The 23,983-nt window shown below is 47.1% G+C and carries 23 protein-coding genes; 10 read left to right on the top strand and 13 right to left on the bottom strand.

Going from position 1 to position 23,983, the window contains the following annotated elements; translation table 11 throughout:
• Positions 1-2 precede the first annotated feature (2 nt).
• Together MKY75_RS00665 and MKY75_RS00660 are read right to left on the bottom strand one after the other, a co-directional pair.
• A complete protein-coding gene (locus tag MKY75_RS00665; protein WP_029514900.1) occupies positions 3-1,073 on the bottom strand; it encodes an ABC transporter substrate-binding protein in 1,071 nt (356 codons plus the stop codon).
• A gap of 20 nt (positions 1,074-1,093) precedes the next feature.
• On the bottom strand, positions 1,094-2,092 hold the full coding sequence (locus MKY75_RS00660; protein WP_340883995.1) for an ABC transporter ATP-binding protein: 999 nt from the start codon (positions 2,090-2,092) through the stop codon (positions 1,094-1,096).
• A 202-nt stretch (positions 2,093-2,294) separates the two neighbouring features.
• On the opposite strand from MKY75_RS00660, the gene MKY75_RS00655 reads away from it, so the two are divergent.
• On the top strand, positions 2,295-3,188 hold the full coding sequence (locus MKY75_RS00655; protein ID WP_029514902.1) for a LysR family transcriptional regulator: 894 nt from the start codon (positions 2,295-2,297) through the stop codon (positions 3,186-3,188).
• Between the two features lie 126 nt (positions 3,189-3,314).
• Positions 3,315-4,175: a hypothetical protein gene (locus tag MKY75_RS00650; protein ID WP_069011481.1), complete on the top strand. Its 861-nt coding sequence runs from the start codon at positions 3,315-3,317 to the stop codon at positions 4,173-4,175.
• A gap of 110 nt (positions 4,176-4,285) precedes the next feature.
• Here the strand turns inward: MKY75_RS00650 and argS are convergent, their stop codons facing one another.
• The 3 genes from argS to MKY75_RS00635 all read right to left on the bottom strand — a co-directional run bounded on the left by argS (position 4,286) and on the right by MKY75_RS00635 (position 7,385).
• Complete coding sequence (argS, locus tag MKY75_RS00645; RefSeq protein ID WP_165150552.1) at positions 4,286-5,965, bottom strand: arginine--tRNA ligase; 1,680 nt, start codon at positions 5,963-5,965, stop codon at positions 4,286-4,288.
• Between the two features lie 2 nt (positions 5,966-5,967).
• Positions 5,968-6,402 (bottom strand): DUF1934 domain-containing protein, encoded by a 435-nt coding sequence (locus MKY75_RS00640; protein WP_013308207.1) that lies wholly within the window; start codon positions 6,400-6,402, stop codon positions 5,968-5,970.
• Between the two features lie 92 nt (positions 6,403-6,494).
• Positions 6,495-7,385 (bottom strand): LysR family transcriptional regulator, encoded by an 891-nt coding sequence (locus tag MKY75_RS00635; RefSeq protein ID WP_165150572.1) that lies wholly within the window; start codon positions 7,383-7,385, stop codon positions 6,495-6,497.
• A 153-nt stretch (positions 7,386-7,538) separates the two neighbouring features.
• Between MKY75_RS00635 and MKY75_RS00630 the strand changes: the two genes are divergently transcribed.
• The 4 genes from MKY75_RS00630 to MKY75_RS00615 all read left to right on the top strand — a co-directional run bounded on the left by MKY75_RS00630 (position 7,539) and on the right by MKY75_RS00615 (position 12,143).
• Positions 7,539-9,293: an ABC transporter ATP-binding protein gene (locus MKY75_RS00630; RefSeq protein WP_340883993.1), complete on the top strand. Its 1,755-nt coding sequence runs from the start codon at positions 7,539-7,541 to the stop codon at positions 9,291-9,293.
• Positions 9,290-11,029, top strand: a complete 1,740-nt coding sequence (locus MKY75_RS00625; protein ID WP_340883991.1) for an ABC transporter ATP-binding protein — start codon at positions 9,290-9,292, stop codon at positions 11,027-11,029. Before MKY75_RS00630 ends, MKY75_RS00625 begins: the two co-directional genes overlap by 4 nt.
• 204 nt (positions 11,030-11,233) lie before the next feature.
• The gene (locus MKY75_RS00620) at positions 11,234-11,548 is read left to right on the top strand and encodes a MazG nucleotide pyrophosphohydrolase domain-containing protein (protein WP_029514913.1); all 315 of its coding nucleotides are present in this window, start codon (positions 11,234-11,236) and stop codon (positions 11,546-11,548) included.
• Between the two features lie 13 nt (positions 11,549-11,561).
• A complete protein-coding gene (locus MKY75_RS00615) occupies positions 11,562-12,143 on the top strand; it encodes an LOG family protein (protein ID WP_340883989.1) in 582 nt (193 codons plus the stop codon).
• 149 nt (positions 12,144-12,292) lie between these two features.
• Here the strand turns inward: MKY75_RS00615 and MKY75_RS00610 are convergent, their stop codons facing one another.
• Complete coding sequence (locus MKY75_RS00610) at positions 12,293-13,585, bottom strand: MFS transporter (RefSeq protein ID WP_029514918.1); 1,293 nt, start codon at positions 13,583-13,585, stop codon at positions 12,293-12,295.
• A gap of 272 nt (positions 13,586-13,857) precedes the next feature.
• Entirely contained in the window at positions 13,858-14,685 is an 828-nt protein-coding gene (gene speE / locus MKY75_RS00605) for a polyamine aminopropyltransferase (protein ID WP_029514919.1), read from the bottom strand.
• A 282-nt stretch (positions 14,686-14,967) separates the two neighbouring features.
• On the opposite strand from speE, the gene MKY75_RS00600 reads away from it, so the two are divergent.
• Positions 14,968-17,025, top strand: a complete 2,058-nt coding sequence (locus MKY75_RS00600) for a transglycosylase domain-containing protein (RefSeq protein ID WP_340883986.1) — start codon at positions 14,968-14,970, stop codon at positions 17,023-17,025.
• 147 nt (positions 17,026-17,172) lie between these two features.
• Here the strand turns inward: MKY75_RS00600 and MKY75_RS00595 are convergent, their stop codons facing one another.
• Entirely contained in the window at positions 17,173-17,637 is a 465-nt protein-coding gene (locus tag MKY75_RS00595) for a hypothetical protein (protein WP_029514922.1), read from the bottom strand.
• Between the two features lie 134 nt (positions 17,638-17,771).
• Positions 17,772-18,821, bottom strand: a complete 1,050-nt coding sequence (locus MKY75_RS00590) for a hypothetical protein (RefSeq protein ID WP_069011487.1) — start codon at positions 18,819-18,821, stop codon at positions 17,772-17,774.
• Between the two features lie 99 nt (positions 18,822-18,920).
• On the opposite strand from MKY75_RS00590, the gene MKY75_RS00585 reads away from it, so the two are divergent.
• Both MKY75_RS00585 and MKY75_RS00580 read left to right on the top strand, forming a co-directional pair.
• Positions 18,921-19,313 (top strand): VOC family protein, encoded by a 393-nt coding sequence (locus MKY75_RS00585; protein WP_340883984.1) that lies wholly within the window; start codon positions 18,921-18,923, stop codon positions 19,311-19,313.
• A gap of 118 nt (positions 19,314-19,431) precedes the next feature.
• A complete protein-coding gene (locus MKY75_RS00580) occupies positions 19,432-20,244 on the top strand; it encodes a pentapeptide repeat-containing protein (protein ID WP_069011488.1) in 813 nt (270 codons plus the stop codon).
• 225 nt (positions 20,245-20,469) lie between these two features.
• On the opposite strand, the gene MKY75_RS00575 is transcribed toward MKY75_RS00580, so the two are convergent.
• Together MKY75_RS00575 and MKY75_RS00570 are read right to left on the bottom strand one after the other, a co-directional pair.
• Positions 20,470-20,823, bottom strand: coding sequence for a YunG family protein (locus MKY75_RS00575; protein ID WP_318628410.1), 354 nt, complete (start codon positions 20,821-20,823; stop codon positions 20,470-20,472).
• Positions 20,824-20,879: 56 nt separating this feature from the next.
• Positions 20,880-21,419, bottom strand: coding sequence for a histidine phosphatase family protein (locus tag MKY75_RS00570; protein WP_029514930.1), 540 nt, complete (start codon positions 21,417-21,419; stop codon positions 20,880-20,882).
• Between the two features lie 141 nt (positions 21,420-21,560).
• Between MKY75_RS00570 and MKY75_RS00565 the strand changes: the two genes are divergently transcribed.
• The gene (locus MKY75_RS00565) at positions 21,561-22,310 is read left to right on the top strand and encodes an MBL fold metallo-hydrolase (RefSeq protein ID WP_029514932.1); all 750 of its coding nucleotides are present in this window, start codon (positions 21,561-21,563) and stop codon (positions 22,308-22,310) included.
• Between the two features lie 100 nt (positions 22,311-22,410).
• On the opposite strand, the gene MKY75_RS00560 is transcribed toward MKY75_RS00565, so the two are convergent.
• The gene (locus MKY75_RS00560) at positions 22,411-22,917 is read right to left on the bottom strand and encodes a PTS sugar transporter subunit IIA (protein ID WP_029514933.1); all 507 of its coding nucleotides are present in this window, start codon (positions 22,915-22,917) and stop codon (positions 22,411-22,413) included.
• A 438-nt stretch (positions 22,918-23,355) separates the two neighbouring features.
• Entirely contained in the window at positions 23,356-23,862 is a 507-nt protein-coding gene (locus MKY75_RS00555; RefSeq protein ID WP_340883983.1) for a YwhD family protein, read from the bottom strand.
• Positions 23,863-23,983: the final 121 nt, after the last annotated feature.

Genomic DNA, 23,983 nt, shown 5'->3' with positions numbered 1-23,983 from the left:
GCTTATTTGAACATTTGCGTGAACTTCTCTGTCACGTCTGATCCATGTTCGCCCATCCATTCCCAATTGGTCTTCAGCAATGGGATCTCGTCCAGATTGGCACGCTTGTCAGCTTTGATATCCGTGCGGCCCGGGAGTAAGGAGGCATCCGCTACTAGTTTCTGTGCGTCGTCCGACAACAGATAGTCAATAAATGCCTTGGCATTCTGCTCATGCTGCGTTGACTTGAGAATTGCAGCAGGACGTGGGCTGATGACGGTTCCCTCTGTTGGATAGACGATGTCAATCGGCTCGCCTTTGGCTTTAGCCTTGTAGGTCATGTAATCGACCGCAGCAACGACTATACCTTTAGCTCCGGTAATCACGGGGTCCAGCGCTTCCTGATTGGCACCAGCCATGGCCACACCGTTTGCCTTGTACTGCTCAAACAACGTCCAGCCTCCATCGCCCTTGGCGCTCAGATAGCCTGTCATAAAGTCCAATGCTGAGCCGGACAGTGATGGGTCGGGGATGTTAACCTGATCCTTGTACTCAGGCTTCGCTAAATCGGCCCATGAAGTTGGTGGTGTTTTCACCAGCTTTGTGTTATACGCAATGCCCAGAGCAGAAGCACTGGTACTGAAGTAGTTGCCCTCCTTATCGGACCAGTCTGGATTTAGCTTGTCCGCGTTTTTGGCATCCGGGTAAGGCAGTGTTAGTCCTTCCTTTTTCAAGCCTTGTACAGACGGAAGCGATGCCAGCACAACCACGTCCGCTACCGGATTCGTCTTCTCGGCTTCCATACGGGCCAAAATTTTTCCTGTCGTTCCCTGAAACAACTCTACCTTCACTCCGCTCTGCGCCTCATATCCTGCTATCAGCTTTTTCGCCAGTCCATCCGGGCCTGCGCTGTAGACCACCAACTTCTGATCGGTGGATGCCGCCTCCGCTTGTCCTGCTGATCCATTAGCTGGCGCCCCATCCTTGGTTGGCGTTGCTGTTCCGCAACCCGCCACAGCGAGTCCAAAAGTCAAGGTTAATGCGAGCATCGTCCCTTTTTTCCATCCTGTACGAAAAACATGCCTATTCATCATCTTATATATACCCCTTTTCCTTATGCTTCAAGTTGGTGGATGTGTTGCGGTGATACCCAAATGTGCATTTTTTCGCCAATCGGCAAGCGGGTGGAGTGATATGCAGTCCATTGCTCACCGTTCTCGGCTAGTATACGAATTTCATAACGATCGCCGACATAGCTGACATGCATGATCTCTACTGTAAAAGCGTGCTGATCCGCTTGCTCCTGTTCCCAACGGACATGTTCAGGACGAAACAGTGTCCGTTCCAACTCCAGCCAGTTGGATTTGCCGATAAACCTCGCCACCTCTGGATGAGCTGGGCAACCGTAGATCACCTCTGGTGTTCCGGTCTGCAAAATATGTCCATTTTTCATAACAACCACTTCATCAGACATGGACATGGCCTCGATCTGATCATGGGTGACATATAGGGCGGTCAGCCCCAGATCGCGCACAAGCGACAGCATCTCAATGCGCATCTCCTCCCGTAGCACCGCATCCAGCGCACTGAGAGGCTCGTCGAACAACACCAGTCGAGGCCGGATAGCAACCGCTCTTGCGAAGGCAACCCGCTGCTGCTGACCACCGGATAGCTGATGAGGATACCGATCCTCCATCCCTGACAATCTGACCATGTCGAGCGCCTCCAGCACCACTGTCCGCAGTTCCTTGTCTCGGGCGCTGGCAAACCCTTTCCCCCGCTTGCCCGCACGCAGGCCGAAGGCCACATTTTCAAACACCGTCATATGCGGCCACAACGCGAAATCCTGAAAGACCATACCAAAGTGGCGGAGATGCGCGGGAATATCCTTTTTGCGTTCAGTCGAAAAAAGAATTTCCTCTCCCATCGTGATTGTGCCGGTATCCGGTGTCTCCAGACCAGCAATCAAGCGCAAGAGCGTTGTTTTCCCACATCCGGACGGTCCGAGCAGTGTTGTGAATTTACCCCGTCGTACGACCAGATTCGTCTCATGCAGCGCTGTTATTTGGCTGAAGGTTTTACTTAATCCGTGAATATATAGATCCTGATTCATCGCATTACCTGCCTGTTCTTCTGACTGACCCCAGTGTAAAATTTGAATTCGCAACCTGTGTTATTGGAAAGTTAAAACAAAATTAATTATTTCAATGAATTGTGTTAACACTCATAGATTTAATCTATATAGAGGGGATTGATGCTGCTACCCATACAAATAGGCATGATTGTTCAATTAACCTGAAAGCGAGGCATTCTAAGTGAATTTAAGTCTTCTAAAGTTACATATTGTAGAACTGCTGAATAAGCACCATAAAATTACCACGGTCGCCGAGCTTCTTGGCCTAAAGCAACCCACTGTTACTTTTCATATGAAAAATCTGGAGCGTGAATTCGGCGTAAAGCTGTTTGACACACGCATGGGCAAAATCATCCTGACGGATGCTGGAAATGCGCTACTGCACTATGCCAGCAAAATTAATGCACTGGCTGCCGAAGCTGAGCGAGTCGTCCGCGAGTTCGATACGCTCCAGCGGGGAAGCATACGTATTGGCGCAAGCTATGTACCCGCTACCTACTTGCTTCCTGCTGTGTTGCACCGCTTTGCCCGTGAGCATCCAGGCATTCACATCGCCTTGTCTGTGAAAACTGCGCCCGTGATCAAGGACATGCTCGCTCGTCACGAAATTGATCTTGGCATCATTTCGGCAGAGCCGTTTCAATCCCCAACGCTACTCTCAGAATCCTTGGGCGAAGATGAACTGATGCTCATCTGCTCACCCACTCATCCGCTCGCCAACGAAACCGATTTGACACCCGAGCTTATCGCTTCTTCCTCCTTCGTATTACATGGCAAGGATTCCAGCACACGCCACGTGACCGACAAATGGCTGGAGCGTGGGAGTCGGCGACTTCCCTCCTATCTGGAGTTGGATTCACTGGAAGCCATCAAACAGGCGGTTATGCTGGGAGAACACATCTCCTTTGTCTCTCGCATTGCCGTTCAGTCAGAGGTTGAGCGGGGCTTACTGGTTGTAAGACCTATTCCGGGGCAGTCTGTTGAGCGGTATATTTATATGGTCAGCAACAAAGACCGTCATCGCTCGGCGCTCATTCACAGATTCACCGAATATTTATCATGGAACCAAGATTAAATCTTACCTGTCATATAGAAATTATGTCTTTTTTTTACCGGAGTACCCTCGTGCTTTGACATACGACTGACAATACACCCGTAAAGTGTAGCGTGTAACCTATTCGGACGAACAGGAGAGGATGAAATGAAAACAGGCCTTCGTATCACCCAATTGATGTCGGTAGTAACTCTGAGTGCAGTACTGCTCGTAACAGGATGGAAAGGAGCAGAACCGGTACAAGCTGCCGCCAATGCCACACCAAGCTATGAGGTGAAGCTACTACTGGATACGGCTCAGGTGCTCAATGCGGATGGCTCATTAAAAAGTGGCATCGTGAACGAGTTTCAAATTAGCGACGATGCACAACGATTGAGCGTCGAGTATTTTGATACAAATTCATTGCAATTAAATGACGAGGGCTGGAACGTGAGGTTTCGCAAAAAAGAGGACAAAAAAAATTATGAATTAACCTACAAAAAGCGCTATACGGTCACAAATGGAAATATCGACGCGGCGCTCACCCAAGCGAATAAAGAAGGGTTCAGCGCGTCTGATGATAATTATGAGGCTGAGGTGGATTGGGGATACAGCAAGCAAACACTAAGTTTTTCCAATGATAAAAAAACAAACGCCTCCAAAGGATTGGCTCTGCCTTCCCCAGATCAAGCATTAAAGCAACTACAGGATAATCTTCCGGGCAAGCTGCAAAACTGGAAATCCAGCAACTGGGGCAAGAAAACTCTGGCAGACTCCAGAGTACGCGGTCCGGTACAGGTCAGCAAATATGAAGGTAGCTTTCAGGGACTGGATACCGACGTTGAAATATGGCCTATTCGCAGCGCAAACGGATCAGGTACAGAAAATATTATCGAAATCTCCTTCAAAACCTCGGATTACAGTGTTGCCGCCAGCAACCGCACCAAGCTGATGAACCTGTTGCAATCCAAAGGATGGCTGGTTCCCGCCGATTCCCTGAAAACGAATTTAGTACTGGAACGCTACTAAGCTAATCCAACATAAAAAGGAACCGAGGCGCCAACCTGTTGAGAGTGGCGCCTCGGTTCCTTTTATTATTATTTATATGACTACAAGGTCATGATGTTAAAGTTGCTTGCTTACATACGTTCCGGTGCAGACACGCCCACTAGCTTCAGTACGTTGGCAATGGTCGTGCGCACCGCACCAAACAACGCCAAGCGTGCCTGCGTTTGAGCGGCATCCTCTGTAATGACGCGCTCTGCCTTATAGTAGCTGTGGAACAATGAAGCCAGCTCGTAGACATAGCGAATCATACGGTGTGGTGCAAAGTTTGCAGCCGCCACCGATACTTCCTCCGGCAGCTCGCCGATTTTGCGGAGCAAATCGTATTCATGCTCAGCCGTCAGCTTGGACAAGTCAACTTCTGCCAACGGCAGCACAGCAATCCCCTGCTCTTCAGCTTGACGATATACGCTGCATGCACGTGCGTGCGCATATTGTACGTAGAATACTGGATTCTCATTGGAAGTGGAAATCGCCAAATCCATGTCAAAATCCAGGTGCGAATCCATGCTGCGCATAGTGAAGAAGTAACGGATCGCGTCTACACCCACTTCTTCCATCAGATCTTCCATCGTCACGGCCTTGCCAGTACGTTTGGACATTTTTACTTTTTCCCCATTTTGGAACAAGCTGACCATTTGGGCAATCAACACTTTAAGCTTATCCGGGTCATTACCCAGTGCTTCCATTGCTGCCTTCATCCGTGGAATATAGCCATGGTGATCCGCTCCCCAAATGTTGATGATCGTGTCATACCCACGAGCATATTTATCGCGATGGTAAGCGATATCTGGGGTTAGGTACGTATATGTACCGTCATTTTTGATCAAGACACGGTCTTTATCGTCGCCGTACTTGGTCGTATTCAGCCATGTAGCTCCGTCCTTCTCGTAAATCTCCTCACGGTCACGCAGCTCATTCAGCGCTTTAAGCACTTCACCGTTTTCATACAGCGACGTTTCGCTGAACCAGGAGTCAAAAGGCACACGGAACAGCTCCAGATCGCGCTTGATCTTGTTCAGTTCCTTTTCCAGACCGTAGTCACGGAAATAAGCTGCGCGATCTCCCGGTTCCATGGACAACAGAGAATCGCCCTTTTCGGCCACCAGTTCCTTGGCAAACCCGATGATATCCTCACCATGGTAACCATCTTCCGGCATCTCCGCAGGCTGTCCCAGCTCCTGCAAATAACGCGCCTCAATAGAGCGACTCATGTTGTAAATCTGGTTGCCCGCATCATTAATGTAGTATTCACGAGTTACTTTGTATCCGGCAAAATCAAGCACGTTGCAGAGAGCATCCCCTACGGCTGCACCACGTGCATGACCTAAGTGAAGGCTACCTGTCGGATTGGCGCTGACAAACTCGATTTGTACTTTTTTGCCTTCACCTTCCTGTATACGCCCGTAATCTGCCCCCTGCTCCTGCACTTGTCCAATGACCGCATACAGGTAGCTCTTGTTCAGGCGAAAGTTAATAAAGCCCGGTCCAGCGATTTCCGCACTTTCAATAGAAGCGGAAGCTAAATCCATATTCGCGATCAAATCTTCAGCGATTTGCCGTGGGTTCTTCTTCGCAATGCGGGTGAGCTGCATCGCAGCGTTGGTAGCCAAATCACCGTGTGACTTGTCCTTTGGTACCTCCAGCGTAATGGTCGGTAGCTCTTCGCGGCTCACGATTCCAGTAGCCAGCACCGCCGCCTCGATTGCTAAAGTCACCTTTTGATTAATAAGTTCCAGTGGATTGCTTGTCATGATTATTGCTCCTCCTGTATATGCAAACTGATGGCAAAATGCCCCGAGAAATCCTCAAATACGTACAGATCATAGGTCCAGCTCACATGTCCGGTGAAACCATCCATCCGAATATCGAGCTTCTGCGTATGCGCAGACATGTTCAGGTTTAAATAAGGCGAGCGGTAAAATCCAGGCAACCTGCGTCCCAGCGCAAATGACTGCTCTGATTGTACCTCACCGTGACGAATCAGCTTTAGCTCATCCGGTCCGATCTTGACTGTGTTCCGTGTCGTACCGCCCTCAGGACTTTCTTGCGGCTCATCGTACCTTATATATAGATGCTTCCCACGCACGATCGCTTCTCCGGGAAGTTCCTGTACCACATCTTCTCCGTCATGATGACTATGAAGACGGATTCGGACCTTTGCATTATGTGGCATGTATTCAAACTCCATTCTATTGCTATCCTACTGTACTACTATATCCAGTTCCCGATTGCAATTCAAATGAGTTTTTACAAAAAGATGCTTTCATCCAAAAAATTTAGCTACCTTAAGTCAGCTCCATCAGATGCTTGGCTAAAACTTTCAATGAATCGAGAGGCTAGAGAAGACATGTATTTATCCTTCATCCAGACAGCCGCCACACGTGTATGCAATTCTTCACACATAATTTCCTTAACGATTAACTGGTTATTGCTTCCGAGTGACAACGCAGACCGCGAAATCATACCGATCCCCAGCCCTTCATTAGCCCAATGAAGCGTGGTGCGAGCATCATCGTTTTTGCAGAAGATATTCGGCTCAAAGCCATGCTTTATACAGGTATCGTGGATCAATTGTTCAAAGCGGCGATATACGATGAGCGGCCTGTTTTTCAAGCCAGACAACGGGATGGTCTTCTGTTCGGGGTTCCAGTCATGTTCTTCTGTCATCACTGCGATCATCGGTTCGGAGGACGCATATCTGCACCCTAAATCAGTGGTATTAAAAGGGGTTCTGACGATACCGACCTCGACAATTCCTTTGTTCAAAAGATCGAGAATCCTAAAGGTATTTCCCTCATGAATTTCAAATTTTACACCCGCATAGGTTTTATGAAATTCGGAAAGCCTGTCTTTCATTAGGGCTGCGCCGGAAGAGGAGACCGTTCCAATGGTAAGCGTACCCTTCATCCCCAAGGCAAAATCATTAATTTCTCTCGTTGTGGCATCTGTCAGCTCCAGAATCTGCTTGGCCCTATTCTGTAAAATGATGCCGGCCTCCGTCAACTGGATGCTTCGCGAGCCTCGATGCACGAGCTTTACACCAAGCTCTTCCTCCAGTTGCATGAGCTGCTGACTTAAGGGAGGCTGTGCGATTTGCAGCTTTTTGGCTGCCGCTGTAATCTGTCCGGCCTCTGCGATCGCCAAAAAATACTTGAGATGTCTCAATTCCATCATTATGGCCCTCCGGTACTGATATATGTAAAACCTATACCTCTAATATATATTAAATATTATTCATATGGTTGGGGATATGACATAATCAAATTCAGATATGCTATTGCGGCATGAGGCTATATACATTATTTAGGTTAGGTGATGGTTTATTTGCTGAAATTTGCTGTTTTTTTGAAACCCTATAAAAAGGAAACGATTCTTGGGCCTCTATTTAAACTGATTGAGGCCATCTTGGAACTATTGCTGCCCACTATGGTTGCCTTAATGATCAATCATGGTGTAGGTAAAGGAGACACCCATTATGTTTGGCAGATGGGTCTTTTGATGTTACTCATGACTATACTGGGCTTTGGCAGTTCATTAGTGTGTCAGTTTTACGCAGCCCGTGCCTCCCAAGGATTCGGAACTACGCTGCGCAATACGATGTTTAAACATATTTCATCGTTTTCTTATGCTGATCTCGATAAGTTCGGTACGCCCTCGCTCATCAACCGGATTACGAATGATGTCAATCAACTCCAAACGGCTGTAGCGATGCTGATTCGTCTGGTCATTCGTGCTCCTTTTATTTGTATCGGGGCTATTATCATGTCCATGATCCTGGATTTCCGCCTGGCTTTGGTGCTGTTGGCGGCTACACCGGTTCTAGCTTTGATCCTGTATGTGGTCATTACGAAGGCTTCACCACTGTATCGTCGGTATCAAAAAAAACTCGATAAAATCGCTCTGGTACTTAGCGAAAATCTTACAGGCGTACGGGTCATACGCGCATTTGCCAAAAGAGGCGCTGAGCGAGTTAAATTCAACGCCGCTTCGGATGACCTGACTCAGACCGCTATTCGTGTCGGACGTATTTCTGCTTTGCTAAGCCCTGCCACCTTGCTGGTGGTAAACGGAGCTATTATTGCAATCCTGTGGATCGGCGCCATCCATATCCAATATGGATCACTTACACAAGGGGAGATTATTGCCTTTATTAATTACATTACGCAAATTTTATTAGCTCTGATTGTGGTGACCAATTTAATTATTTTGTTCACCAAGGCTGCCACTTCAGCAGCGCGAATTCAGGAGGTCCTAGACACGCAAGCTTCGATTTCCGACAATGCTGCTACTTCTACATCTATAGATAGGGAGGGAACAAGTGGGCATGGCGCTGTACCAGCCATCTCTTTTGATCATGTTTCCTTTGGATACAATACGACAGGGCAACTGGCACTTAGTGATGTAGTGGTAAACATCTATCCTGGTGAAACGGTTGGAATCATCGGAGGAACAGGTTCGGGGAAATCCACCTTTGTGAATCTCATTCCCCGCTTCTATGATGCGGTAGAGGGTTGTGTACAGGTTGACGGCATCGACGTACGGCAGTATAAGCTTGAGCAATTGCGGCAGAAAATCGGTATTGTTCCTCAGAAGGCGCTGCTGTTCACTGGGACGATAGCGGATAATATCCGTTGGGGACATGAACACGCCACCGACGAGGAAGTCGCTCAAGCCGCAGCAATCGCGCAAGCGGATGAATTTATTTCTAACTTGCCGGAAAAATTCGATGCCCCGATCACCCGAGGAGGACTTAATCTATCGGGAGGACAAAAACAGCGACTTACCATTGCCAGAGCTATTGTAGGCAATCCGGAAATTCTGATTTTGGACGATTCCTCAAGCGCACTTGATTTTGCAACTGACGCCGCCCTCCGGAAATCGCTACGGGAAAAAAGCACCCGCATGACTGTCCTACTGGTCTCGCAACGAGTAAGCAGCGTACAGCATGCTGATAAAATCATTGTATTTGATGAAGGCCGGATTGTCGGAATCGGCACACATGATCAGTTGATGAGCAGCTCGGAGGTATATCAGGAAATTAATCGCTCCCAGCTCTCAACGCAGGAGGTGGACCAATGAGTGGCAAGGAAACCTGGAGAAGATTGTTAACCTATGTCGGTCAATATAAAACAACAACATTTTGGGTCATCGTCAGTGCGATTCTCAGCGTGCTTGCCAGTCTGATCGGACCCTACATGATTGGTCAAGCTATCGACCACATGGTGGATAAGGGAGCAGTGAATTTTAAAGGTATTGTAAAGATTCTAGCTGGATTAGGCATTGTATATGTTGTAGGCAGTCTGTTTAGCTGGCTACTCACGTATTTGACGAACCGTATTGCTTTTCAGACCGTAAATGATATGCGGCGGGAGTTATTTGATCATTTTAATATCCTTCCGTTAAGCTTTCATGACACTCATCCGCAAGGAGACAGCATTAGCCGTTTCGTGAACGATATGGATGCTGTGTCGGATGGATTGCTGCAAGGATTTTCCACCTTGATTACCGGGATTATTACGATTATAGGCTCCATTGTACTCATGCTGTATATCAGTCCGATCATGACGTTGGTCGTATTGGTGTCTGCCCCGATCACATACGGTGTGGCACGGTTCATTACGACAAGGTCACAGCGTATGTTCCGCGAACAGGCCAAAATTTTAGGAAGCCTGAACGGTTACGTGGAAGAAATGATCGGCGGGCAACGGGTAGTTACTGCTTTTCATTATGAAAACCGCTCGCTTGAGGAATTTTCCGCCAGAAACGAACAATTGTATCAAGCCGGGGTGAAATCGCAGTTTTACGGATCATTGTCCAACCCCTCTACCCGATTGGTGAACAACATGACTTTTTCAGTCACCGCCATGATTGGCTGTATTTCCATTATTTTGGGTGGGATCTCGGTAGGTGGATTGTCGAGCTTTCTGATTTATACCAATTTGTTCGCCAAGCCCTTTAATGAAATTACGGGTGTTCTCACCCAGTTCCAGGCAGCCACGGCTTCTGCTCAGCGCATATTTGCGATTTTGGACTCACCGCCAGAGCAGCCGGAAAAATCGAACGCCGTACAGCTGAAGCGCAGCAAAGGCACGATTCTTTTTGATCATGTCAAATTCTCCTATAACCCGGAACGTACGCTCATTACGAACTTTAGTCTGGAGGTTAAACCGGGTACACGTGTGGCCATTGTCGGACAGACCGGAGCTGGCAAAACCACACTCGTCAATCTGCTCATGCGGTTTTACGATGTGGACAGCGGCTCGATATCCATCGACGGGGTGAATATCAACGACATGAGCCGGGACAACCTGCGGACTAACTTTGGTATGGTGCTTCAAGATACATGGCTGTTCAGCGGAACCATTCGGGACAATATCGCTTACGGGAAGCCGGAAGCCACGGACAAAGAAGTCATCGCGGCTGCAACAGCTGCCAATGCGCATAGCTTCATCAAGCGACTGCCTCATGGCTACGATACGGTCATCAGCGGGTCAGGCGACAGCCTGTCGCAAGGCCAAAAACAGCTGCTTACCATCGCGAGGGTAATCCTCGTCGATCCACCTATGCTGATCCTGGATGAAGCGACCAGTAGCATAGACACTCTGACAGAAGCGCGTATCCAAAAAGCATTTATGAAAATGATTGCCGGACGCACCAGCTTTGTGATCGCCCACAGACTATCGACCATCCGCGAAGCGGATTTGATTCTATACATGAAAAACGGCGATGTCGTCGAAAGTGGTACCCATGAGGGGCTGCTTGCCAGCGGCGGCCATTATGCCTCGCTCTATAACAGCCAGTTTACTACGGCTTAAAAGGCTGACCGGATACGGTCGCATCAGTAAGGTCAACGTTCTTAAAAAAAGTCGGTTGCTTTTTAAGCAATTGGCTTTTTTATTTTTCTTTGATAAATCCCCCCCTATATTATATAATAAAACGAGAACAAACGTTCCGTTTCATCTAAACCTTATGGTTTGTATAGCCAACATCATGCATGGGTTTCAGTTGGGAGGCTGAATATGGATATTAATGAATTTCAAAAGTGGGTCAAGCAATATTATCAAGAGAGGAACTGGTCTGATTTAGATATCTTCGTCCGAATTGGTTTCTTGGCAGAGGAAACCGGGGAGGTTGCGAGAGCTATTCGCGCCCTGGAGATCGGCAGAGACCGGCCTGATGAGATCGATGGTTCATTCGAGGAGAACAGGGAGCATTTAACTGAAGAACTTGGAGACGTACTGGGTAATCTCATCGTGATCGCCAACAAGTATGACATCACCTTGGAGGATATATTTCGAACACACCAGCAAAAACTTGCAAAAAGATATACATAAAGGAGAATCTCATATGAAAAGCATTGCTGTTTTTTGCGGTTCCAGTAATGGAGCGTCTGAGATTTATCGAGAGCATGCTGTTGCTCTGGGCAAGGCACTTGCCGAACAGGAAATAAGCCTGATTTATGGAGGAGCAAGTGTTGGTTTAATGGGTGCAGTGGCTGACGCGGCACTTCATGCAGGAGGTCACGTCATCGGTGTACTCCCTCACTTTTTGCAAAGCCGTGAAATTGCACATAATGGCCTGAGCGAATTAATCATTGTTGATTCCATGCACGAACGAAAATCTAAAATGGCAGAGATTGCGGACGGATTCATTGTTTTACCAGGTGGCCCAGGTACAATGGAAGGATACTTTGAAATTTTCACATGGGCGCAATTAGGCTTGCATGAAAAGCCATGCGGTCTTTTAAATATTAACCATTATTACGATCCTCTTATTTCCTTGTTTAATCGTATGGTTGAGGAACAATTTATGCAGGAAAAATATCGTGCGTTGGTAATTACGGATACTACTTCGCAAGGAATCCTACAGCAATTTACAAATTACACTCCTCCTGCCGTCAAAACATATCTCACGAGCAAACGGACCTGACATTAGGAATGGCACGTATTGCTCAACAGACATACCATTTAATTTAATATGATATGAAAGGAACACCACCGTCAACGTTATTCCAGTGGTGTTCCTGTAAAATTGAACTCATCCAATGAATGCTGTCACGCCTAACGGGAACCCCAATTTTAAATCCCAGCGCCCGTAGCGGTTGGTTGGTCCATTTGCTCACTTTCCTGAAAATCCCTGCGGTAGAACCAGCCGATCAGAACAGCAACGGTAGTCATGGCCGCAGCCAACAAATACACCTGCACCATACCGAAACGGTCTGCATACCAGCCCATGAATAACAAAGACAGACCGAAAGCGAGATTTGTAAGCACATCAATTCCCGCCATCACTTTGGGCAGCTGGGCTGCCGGTGCACTGGTTTGCAGCAAGGTGCGGCGAATGATACCAGCCATCTGAACAGGTAAGCCTGATACAGCAAAAAGAATAAGCGCAGCAGCGGGGATGGTATTCAGCGCAAATACAATGGTAATCAGTACATACACCAGCAATGCTCCGAGCATGTACAAAAAGCTGTTCTTTTGCAATCGCTTGACCAAGCCAACGACAATCAATCCACCCAAAATCGTGCCCGAGAAAAAGGACGCATTCATAAAGCCCCACCAGCTCGCATCCCGATGCAGCACTTGGCTGACGTACGCCAGAATAAATACCCCAAGCCAGGAGACTCCCCCGATACTATCCACGCTATCGACGATCATCAGAGAACGAATACGACGGTTGTGCCAAATGATTGTCCAGCCTTCCCCAAGCTCTTTCCAATGGGAGCCTTTTTCCTTTGCCTTTGCAGGCTCTACTGCATTTGTCGAGGAATCCGAAGCTTCAAGACTTAATTCCTTCTGATCCAGCGGATCACGAATGAAGGACGTGACAGTTACAGCCACGAGATAACAACAGGATGCAATCACAAGCGTATTCAGGGAACCCAGCCAAGCCACAATAATTCCGCTCAGCGCCCAGCCTGCACACCTGACCACCTGATCACTGACCGCCACCATGCCGTTGGCACGCATTAGCCCTTCACCCGTAGCCAAACGGGGTACAAGCGCATTACGCGCAGGATTGGTCCAGCCATCCAGAAAAGACATACCGAACACCATCACAAAAATAAATAGAAACGACCTCTGCTCAGGTACGATCCACAAATAAAGCAGCAGTAGCGTAAAAATGACAAACTGACCAAACTGGGAAAATAGCAACACGCGTGTTAGCCGAAATCGGCCGAGGACGATTGGTGCAACGAGCCCACTAAGCACTTGGGCAGACAATCGGAACAGCGGGATTAGAATAGTCGTCATTAAGGAATTACTTGAGCTGAACACCAATACCACTACACTCAACATGTAGATGATATCTGCTACGTTGGAGATCGTCTGGGACCCCCACAGGTAATAAAAAGAGCGTCTGATCAAAAAAGTTTCCCCCTCTTTGGTACATCGCCGATTTATGTATTTCCATAACCAAACCGTCCCTGTTGACATTACAAATCTGTTAAATGTCTGGTTTTTTGTATATTCTACACACACCCTTAAATTTCCTTCTTTTATCTTAAAAGGAAATTCAGTGTCCAGTATGCTTTCATGGCCATTTTTAAATCTTATTCAAGACAAAAAAGCGCCTATAGCGCTCCTTTCCGCCCAAAAACAGGCAATAAAGACCACTAAGACGCTTTTTCTTAAAATGTTTACTTCGTTAAATCCTCTACAAACTTAGGTAGTACAAACGCCGCTTTGTGCAAACGCGGACTATAATATCGGGTGTCCATCTCTGGAATTCGGTTTTCGTCTACTTCGAGCGGATCATACTTCTTACTACCCAACGTGAATGTCCATAGACCACTCGGATAGGTTGGAATGTTCGCACCATATACACGCACAATCGGGAAAATTTCCTTCACATCCTTGTTAACCTTCTGAATCAGATCTGCCTTGAACCAAGGATTATCCGTTTGTGCAACGAAAATACCGTCTTCCTTCAATGCTTCAAAAATACCTTGGTAAAACCCGCGCTCGAACAGCGGGGCTGCCGGACCTACGGGCTCCGTCGAATCGACCATAATGACGTCGTATTCATTTTTGTGTTCAATAATGTGCATGTATCCGTCATTGACCAGCACTTCTACATTAGGCTCGTCCAGCTTTCCTGCGATTTCAGGCAAATATTTCTTGGAATATTCTATCACCTTACCGTCGATCTCCACCAATACAGCCTTTTCCACTTCAGGGTGCTTGATGACCTCACGAATAACGCCGCCATCGCCACCGCCCACAACCAAAACCTTTTTCGGATTGGGATGTGTATTCAAAGCTGGATGTGCTACCATTTCGTGATACACAAATTCATCCTTAACCGTTGTCATCACCATGCCATCCAGAACAAGCATATTGCCGAATTCCTCTGTCTCGATCATAGCCAGATCCTGAAAATCTGTTTTCTCAGAGACGTAGGTTTGTTTGATTTTTGCTGTAATACCGAAAGAGGGAGTCTGCTTCTCCGTAAACCACAAGTCCATCATTCCAACCTTCTTTCTGATCAAAGTATGTGTCCGGCAATCCGGTAGCATAAACGTTGACTTTCCTTATATCAGTAACACGCAAACGCCAAGTTTGCTATATTTATTGTACCAAACACATTGGAATTTCACACTTTTTGCATTATAAGTGATACCTGAATGAGCTGCTAAAGCAATTTGGAGATTTAATCTTGTTTAAAATAGACACGTATGTGTATCTGATGAATAGACGCTTTCGGATTGACTATACTGAGAACATCAACTATGGAAGGAGGTGGCATGATGACCGATACGACCGGACGATCCCCCAAGCGTAAACCGCTTTGGCTTCGATTGTTTCAAGGACTGATGTCTCTCACGATCCTGACGGTCATCGCCGCCTGCATCCTGCTCGCCTATTTGTACACGACCAGCCTTCCGCTCGCGGATACGGATCGGAATTCACGTCTGCTCGATAGTCAGGGGAAAGTCATCGCCACTTTCTCTGCTGGAGGCAAAGAATCCATTCCGGTCCAGCTTGATCACATTTCACCCGATTTGATTGCAGCTACCCTGGCTGTGGAAGATCGGAAGTTTTACGATCATTTTGGCTTTGATTTCAAAGGTCTGGGCCGGGCGGTAATCGTTAATCTGACCCGCTGGGATATGTCGCAAGGGGCCAGCACGCTGACTCAGCAGCTTGCACGCAATCTATACTTATCTCATGAGAAAACGTGGACGCGCAAGGCCAAGGAGGCCATCTATACTGCACAGCTTGAAATGAAGTACACCAAAAATGAGCTGCTACAAATGTATTTGAACGAAATTTACTATGGTCACGGCGCCTATGGCATTGAAGCAGCTTCGCAAATGTATTTCGGTAAATCCGCAAAGGATCTGGACTTGGCCGAAAGCGCCCTGTTAGCAGGTATTCCGAAAGGGCCGACCTACTATTCACCGTATAATCATATGAAAAATGCAAAGGATCGGCAGAAAATTGTTCTGGACTCCATGGCGCTTATCGGCAAAATTACACCGGCTGAAGCCACCAAGGCCTATGAGGAAATGTTAGCCCTGCGGCCCGAGAGCCAGCGTCGGACAGTGGAAACCGCTCCCTGGTTCCGCGATTACGTCCGCCAGTTGGTGACACATCAGCTCGGGATTAGCGAAGGGGTGCTTGAGCATGGCGGCCTGAGTATTTATACCACGCTGGACATGCACATGCAGCAAGCAGCCGAGGCGGCTGTAAACGAGGGCATGAAGAACAGCAACGGACTGGAAACCGCGTTAATCTCCATGGACCCGCGCAACGGGCATGTCAAGGCCATGGTCGGCGGAACGAACTATGTCGGGAATCAATATAATCATGCGCTGGCCACAACCCGGCAGCCAGGCTCCTCCTTCAAGCCGATTATGTATCTAAGCGCACTGGATTCCGGCGAATTGACGAGTACGTCCAAGTTCGAAAGCCGACCGACGTTGTTCCACTACGATAACAATCGCAAGACCTATAAGCCCAAAAATTTTGGAGACAAATATTTGGGCGAAATAGATCTTCGGCGCGCAATTGCGGCGTCCGATAATATTTATGCCGTTAGCACCATTTTGAAGGTGGGAACGGATAAGGTCATGGACCTCGCCAGCAAAATGGGCATTACAAGCGAGCTCAAGCCCGTACCTTCGCTAGCGCTGGGTGTGTCGCCCGTCAGCCCGTTCGAGATGGCCTCGGCCTTCTCGGTCATCGGTAGCGGCGGGCAAAAGGTGGCTCCGGTGGCAGTGCTGCGCATCACCGATGCTGCCGGGCGGTCGCTGTACGAAGCGCCCCAAGCCGCGCCCGTGCAGGTGGTGAAGCCCGCCTCCGCCTACGTCCTCACACGCCTTATGGAAGGCGTGTTCGAGGAAGGCGGCACTGGCAACCGGGTCGCGAAGCTGATCAAGCGCCCGGTTGCCGGCAAGAGCGGCACGACCAACACCGATGCGTGGATGGTCGGCTTTACCCCCGAGCTGTCCACCGCTGTCTGGGTCGGCTATGACAAGGGCAAGGACATCAGCACACAGGATGCCCGACGGGCGGCTCCGATTTTTGCGCAATATACGGAGAAAGCGCTGGAGAATGTGCCACCCAAAATCTTTCCTATCCCTGACGGCGTAGTCAGCGCTTATATTGACCCGGCCAGCGGCAAGCTGGCTGCACCGGACAGCCCGGACAAGCGGCTGGAGGTATTCGTCAGCGGCACGGAACCGAAGGAGACGCTATCGGGGCAAGATAACCAACCGGCATCCACACCAACTGACCAAGCGGAGCGACAAGCTGAAAAGAAATCGTGGTGGGGCAATTTTAAGCGTTGGTGGATGGATTAATAGCAAAAAAAGACTGGGGGGAACGCGATGAGCGCTCTCTCAGTCTTTTTATTTTCGCATCACTTACCTCATATGCCCATTTACCTCTCTTGCCAGTGCCATCAGCCATCATCCCGTTAAACCCCGCTCTTCCCTAAAGCTGCGCTATTACCAATAACAGCTAAACGACTCAATACGGTTGAGGTCTACACCATAATAAAACCAAAAACGTCCACTCCACCGAAAACCCGCTACCGATGTTCTGCCTACAAAGACAGGGTACAGCCAAAAACGCTCTCCGTTCGTCAGCCATACAAACGTGTTGCGGAACAAACAACCGAAGATGGCTCCAGGGTCAACCGCATACGCCGAAACCAGCGGCTTCGGTGGCGTAAATTGCGGTGGTGGAGAAGTGGGTGCTTGAGCTTGCTGCCCACCTTGCGGACCGAACGGCCCTTGCGGCGGCGGTGAGAACGGCTGTGGCGAAAATGATCCTGGGCCTGGTGGCGGACCTATCGGAGACGGGAACGAATCCTGCATATCAGGAAATTGTGGAATCGGAGGACTTGACGGCGTGAATGGACCCGGAATACCCGGTTGCGTTCCGAAAGGAACTTGTGGCAGTAAAGACATGTGTTTCACTCCTTGTGTCTAGGCTGATGTATCCTATGCGGGACACCAGCCCGCGGACTGGGCGAATCCCCATATCTCCGCCAAACTCCGCTATTTCGTCCTTTTACATCAAAAATTCTTATTTCCTGATACGATTAACTTCCTTTTTGAACATGCTCCAGCTCAATTTCATGTATCATTTTAATCTCGACTCGTTTCCTGAGCTCATCATACTGTTCCAGCAGCCGATGCTTATACCCTAAATTGTCGTTCATCCAGCCTATCATAGAGTCATCCTTATGCTCTGTGGACCAGCTAAATAAATCGCTATAGAGCTGACCAAATGATTCCTCGTTACAGCGAGCGAACCGGATCGGTCGGGCTGTATAACTTAGTTTTAGTTCCAGCATCTCATACAACACTTCCAAACGGTACTCCAAGTCCTGTACACCTGCTTTGGACACATCACAGCTTTTTATATCCTGAATAAGCTCTCTAAAGGTCAACCCTACATGCTGCATAGCAATATAAGACCACACACAGCTTCCCGTAGCTGTTCCATGAGCCTCCCAAAGCGGATTCCACAAAATAGACCGAATCGTATCCCTTTGCTCCTCTCCAAACAAGGCAATTCCAGCAATAATTCCCGCATTACAGTCTACCGAGGCATGTCGTTCTCCCCAATGCACCAATCGTGGAACCATATCTTCAGTAGTGCATTTGAAGCTTAGCAGAGGTAAGAATTCATTAAACAAATGCTGATCCAACACTTTTTCCAATTCAGCCGCCAGTTTCTCACGGTACGGTTCGCATGGAAGATGTACCAGTCCCAAACAGGCATCCACAGACACAGCTCCATACGGTCCGTTCACCAAAGCGACAAGATCAGCAGCAGCCTCCACATAACCCAAATAACCTAGCACATACAGCACGCCGTCAGGTATATGTTCTGGGGATGCCTGATTTCGCACATAACGCTCGTACATATCCTGCGCCAAAGTAACATCCCCGCATCTCATGATCGGCTGGAGGAGCAACCCCCTGATATAATGGTGGGGATCTTCTACAAAAAGCCTATATAACTCCCACGCATCCTCCACTGTCCCATATTGGGCAACCACATCCGTATAGGCGGAAATGATGCTGGCGTCCAGCTTCTTGCCTGAGCCGAACATATCCATAAGTCTTGCTGTCGTGTCCATCATCCTGTTTTCTCCTTTCACGTGTGTACGTCTTCATGAATATTTCTATTAAAAAAGAGGAAAGATGTTACCATCTACGATCCAGTCTAGGGAGCTGATCTCATGCATGATTCCAATCCAAAAATTACAACATTTTTCATGTTCTCTGGTCAAGCAGAAGAAGCCATGCAATATTATACCTCTGTCTTTAAGCCGTCTGGTATCATGAGCATTTTCCATCAGGAAGATGGGACCGTGTTACATGCCGTATTCAACCTCAAAGGGCAAACCTTTATGGCTATAGACTATAAACATCAGGACAAACACCCTTTTACCCCAGCTCTATCGCTATTCGTCACTTGTGATTCGGAAGAAGAAATTCATCGTGTGTTTGGTCAGCTATCTCAGGAAGGCCGAGTTCTAATGCCCCTTGAAGCCTCGCCCGTAAGCCAACAATTTGGCTGGGTTGAAGACAAATACGGTGTTTCATGGCAATTAAATTTGGCAAAAGACTAAATTTCTTCTCTAAACGATCCAGCAGACTCTAGAAGTCTATAGAAAAACAATAGACCATGCTCCATCTTTTTTTGGTAATATTATATTTAATAGGTGCCAATAAAAGGATGTGTGTTTATTGTATAGTGCAAATTGTGAACAATGTTTTGGTTTATGCTGTGTAGCCTTGCCTTATGCTAAATCAGCCGATTTTGCTTTTAATAAGGACGGAGGAACCCCTTGTCAAAACCTAAATGCGGATTATCGTTGTAATATTCATAAGAACCTAAGAAATAACGGCTTGCGAGGCTGTACAGTATATGATTGCTTTGGAGCAGGCCAAAAAGTTTCCCAAGTTACATACAACGGAAAAAGCTGGCGAGACGATCCGGCAATAGCTGAGGAAATGTTCAATATATTTCCCATCATGCAACAGCTTCATGAAATGCTTTATTACCTAAATGAAGCCCTTAACTTAAAAGAAACTCATCCCATCTATACAGACTTACAAAAGGCTATGGCGAAAACCGAGCAGCTTACGAATCAAGATCCAAAATCTCTCATAAATCTTCATGTACCCACCCATAGGGCGTTAGTCAATGATTTACTTTTACAAACAAGTGAGTTAGTACGAGAAAAAGTTAAGAAAAACATAGAGCACAACAAATATAGTAAAAAGATCAGGAGTAGAGACCTTATCGGGGCCAATTTGAGAGGCGCTGATCTTAGAGGTACCAACCTGAGAGGAGTTTTACTGATTGCTGCTGATCTGCGAGAGGCTGATCTGAGAATGACAGACTTGATCGGTACGGATTTTAGAGATGCTGATTTAAGTGGGGCTAATCTGGAAGGAAGTATCTTTCTTACACAGGCGCAATTAAATTCGGCTAAGGGCAATTGTAAAACCAAACTGCCCCCTTCTCTAAGCATTCCAAACCATTGGCTGCATTAGTTTTTTTCTAAGCAGTGGTTGTATATTCGAGTCGTGTTAGCGCACGACTTCTTTATTATTCTCACCTCAGTATATAGCTCATTTTATAACGTAAATACAGCTTTTATCTTCAAGAATTTTACTGATTACTCAGTTCTTTAATGTATATTGGGCAACAAAAAGCACCTTCCATTGGATCAGGTTCAAAAATCACGCCTTTATGACTGCATCCAGATTTAAATCCCCTTATTCTTCTTCGTTTAGAAATTCCTTTAATCTCTGACTTAGGGCTGCATACTGCTCTGCATTGGTGTCTGAGAATGCTTCTTCCCGGTTGGAGTGTACATGCTGATACTGTGGAAGGCTTGAAAATTGCGACCTCGTAAAATCTATAATGTCCTCACCAATGCGGTTGTAATAGTGCCAACCACTATCCAGCCATGTTTTCAAAATATCGCCGCCAAACCTGTCCTGAACGACGAGTGCTGTGACACCACATTGCCCAGACGCAGGATTATTTGCGGTCCATTTAGAGCTAGACTCCAAAGACCAAGCTCGAAACAACGCCTTTTCTAATTCTAAAAAACGGTTTGCCTTCAACATGCGCCTCCCCTTTCGATTCCATTCTGCACTTATGTGAACGTGCTTTATTTATTTCAACCCCACACTCTGTGAATCTTGGCTTCTGCTTCTTTCAGTTCTAGCAAATACACGTCGGGATTCGAAAGCTTTTTCCAGTCCTCAAACCCAAACTGCGGATCGTAATGTCGAATGAGAAGAGATAGTAAAGCTCCATGAGTTACAATGATAACCGTTTTTTCCGCCCGCTCTATAAGCTCCTGAACAAGCTGGATTCCTCGATCTACTGCTTCACGGGATGATTCCCCTCCCTCCAGCTTCAAGTCCTCGTCCAAATAGGTCTGTTCCAGCACGTCCAGCCAATGATCCAAATGCTCATGGCTAAGTACCCGTTCTTGAAGACGTACATCAGTATACACCTGCAACTGTTTCCGTTCAGCCAAGGGCTGAATGGTTCGCACGGCCCGTTTCCACGGGCTGGACACAATATATTCCACACCTACATTCTCCATAAAATCAACCAACTGCTCAGCTTGTCGGGTACCCTCATCGGTAAGTCGGGCATCTGGTTCCTGTCCTGTTGCTTGGGCATGTCTGACAAAATAAATTCTCTTCACGTCATCACTCCTAACTGTCACACAAATTTAAAATTCTACATATTTACAAATAATTATTTTTATGATATAGTATATTTTTACATATTTATGTTTAATGATACGATTCCTTTGTATTACATCAACTCTTATGGGAGGGATTCGATGCAATTAGACAAGGGAATACACATGCTCCAGGTTTCTGCTAACATTATGGGAAGTATAGAGAGTATTCACCCGACTTTAGTGTGGGACGAAGATAACATGATTTTAGTTGATACGGCTTACCCCGGGCAACTCTCACTTTTACATGAGGCTATTCTAGACACCGGATTAGCAATCCATAAACTTACCTCTATATTAATAACACACCAGGACCTTGACCATATCGGCAGTTTAGCAGATATAGTCCGAGCCTCTTCATCCCCAGTTCAAGTATTAGCCAGTTCTATCGAAAAGCCCTATATACAGGGAGAAAAACAGCTTATAAAGCTGACTCCAGAAGCAATAGATCAAGCTGTAAGCTCCATGCCCGAATCCGTTCCGGTAGAGTGGAGACACGCATTCCGGCGTACACTTGAAAATCCCCCAAAGGCTATTGTAAACTCCACCATCGTTGCCGGAGAGAAACTGCCCTTCTGTGGGGGGATCGTAGTTATAGATACTGCTGGACATACACCAGGACACCTAAGTTTCTATCATAAATCCAGTCAAACCCTGATTGCAGGAGATGCTCTACGCGTGGTAAGCGGCAAATTACTGGCTCCAGACCCGCAATATTGCTGTGATTTCAATATGGCCAAAGAATCTCTTAAAAACCTGCTGCCATATGATATTAAAAAAGTGGTCTGCTTTCATGGAGGGCTGTACGAAGGCAATTGTAATCAGCGGATATCTGAAATATATGAATCCTAACCTTTGATTTACATGGTCGTACCCACCCCTTGACTGGTCAGTGAATCATCTAAAGAAAAGACTAACCAGGAATTCCTGGTTAGTCTTTTTTGAATGAGAACTAGGCTTTTAAGTGAACTCTTAATACAGGTACTTCTGGAGAGGCAGATGTACCTTCCAGGATTTCCACATGGCTAATCATCTCTTGCCCATCTGGAACGATTACCGGCGTAATTACAGGCAATCCACCCTGTTGAATCGCATCCAGGTCAAACTCCATCAATAATTGCCCAGCTTTAATGCTATCTCCTACTTGGACATGAGGATTAAACCCTTGTCCTTTGAGAGAGACGGTATTAATCCCGACATGTATCAAAACTTGTACGCCGGATTCATGTTCAATAATCAGAGCATGCTTACTTTTCTCCATGACATGGGCAACTTTTCCCGCGAAAGGAGCGGTGACCCTACCCTCAGACGGATGAATAGCGATGCCATCCCCCATAGCTTTCGTAGAGAACGCAGGATCTGGAACCTCCTCCAGGGAAACCACTTTTCCTTTGATTGGTGCTATCATTTCGAATTCTTCAATACGAGGAGCCGCCTTCTTTTTCAACCATTTAAACATAACGATGCCACCTTATTTAGAGATTACATTCATAAACAGTAAATAGGACTTAACTACATCTTTCAAGGAACCGGTTCCACAAAATGAATAGAAAGAAGAGTGGAAGCGATTTCTATCTGAATTATAGTGAATGCCTTTCCAGGATGTCAAGGAGCTATCAGTTCATAACTACATATCTGTTACAATAATTTTCATGTAACTTGGAGGTGCTCTAACAAATTGCGGATTTAAGTGTTTTATCTCTTAAAAACAGATTTTTTATAGTATACTTTTCCAGCAATTTCTTTGATGATCATGTTTGGCATGTTCATTCAGCATTGCTTACCTACATGAAAAAGAAGTAGACCGCCCCCAACCAAGGTATCGGTCTACTTCTGAACCTTACTGCCGACTGCTCTTTAAGCAGTTGTGTACACTGGAATCGTGTTAACGCTTGGCCTACCCTTCCAGCGCTTGCTTCAATTCCTCAGGCGAAGCGTCCCACCATTCCTCGTTATGCGAAATGAGCAGGCTTTTGAGCGCTGCCCTATCTTCGCTGCCGAGATCCTCCAGCATGAAACGACGCTTGAGCGCGTAATCCATACGGTTGACGTGATCGGCGAGGATTTTCCAGCCGCGTTTGGCCTCGTCGTCAATCAGCATCTCGCAGGCGGTGGCGCCGCCGTACATACGTCCTTCGGCTGTACGGTCCACAGCTACCCATACGAGCCATACCTGGCGTCCGTTCGGTACGTCCTCTTTATTCGTAGAGAACTTGATACCACGTTCTACTTTACTTTTGGCATGCATGGCACCGATATCAATTTTCGCCTCTCCTCGGTCAATGATGACCGGTGACATGCTGTTCAGGTCAATTGAGCCTGCGCCGAAACCCTTATGTTTACTCTTGCCACTGACAATGTTCAGTGCAATCTGTTTTTTGCCGTCCGGCTGATTTTCACTCATGCGTCACTAGACCTCCATTTCCCGTCTTCACACTCATTCTACACTATAAATATTTTAACTAATAATCTCCTGAAAGCAAACATATACATGCTGTAGATGCTTGTCAACGGGAGGTATCCAT

It is taken from the genome of Paenibacillus sp. FSL L8-0663 (genome assembly GCF_038008125.1).
Taxonomy (GTDB): Bacteria; Bacillota; Bacilli; order Paenibacillales; family Paenibacillaceae; genus Paenibacillus; species Paenibacillus polymyxa_D.
This window is presented reverse-complemented; position numbering and strand designations above follow the sequence as displayed.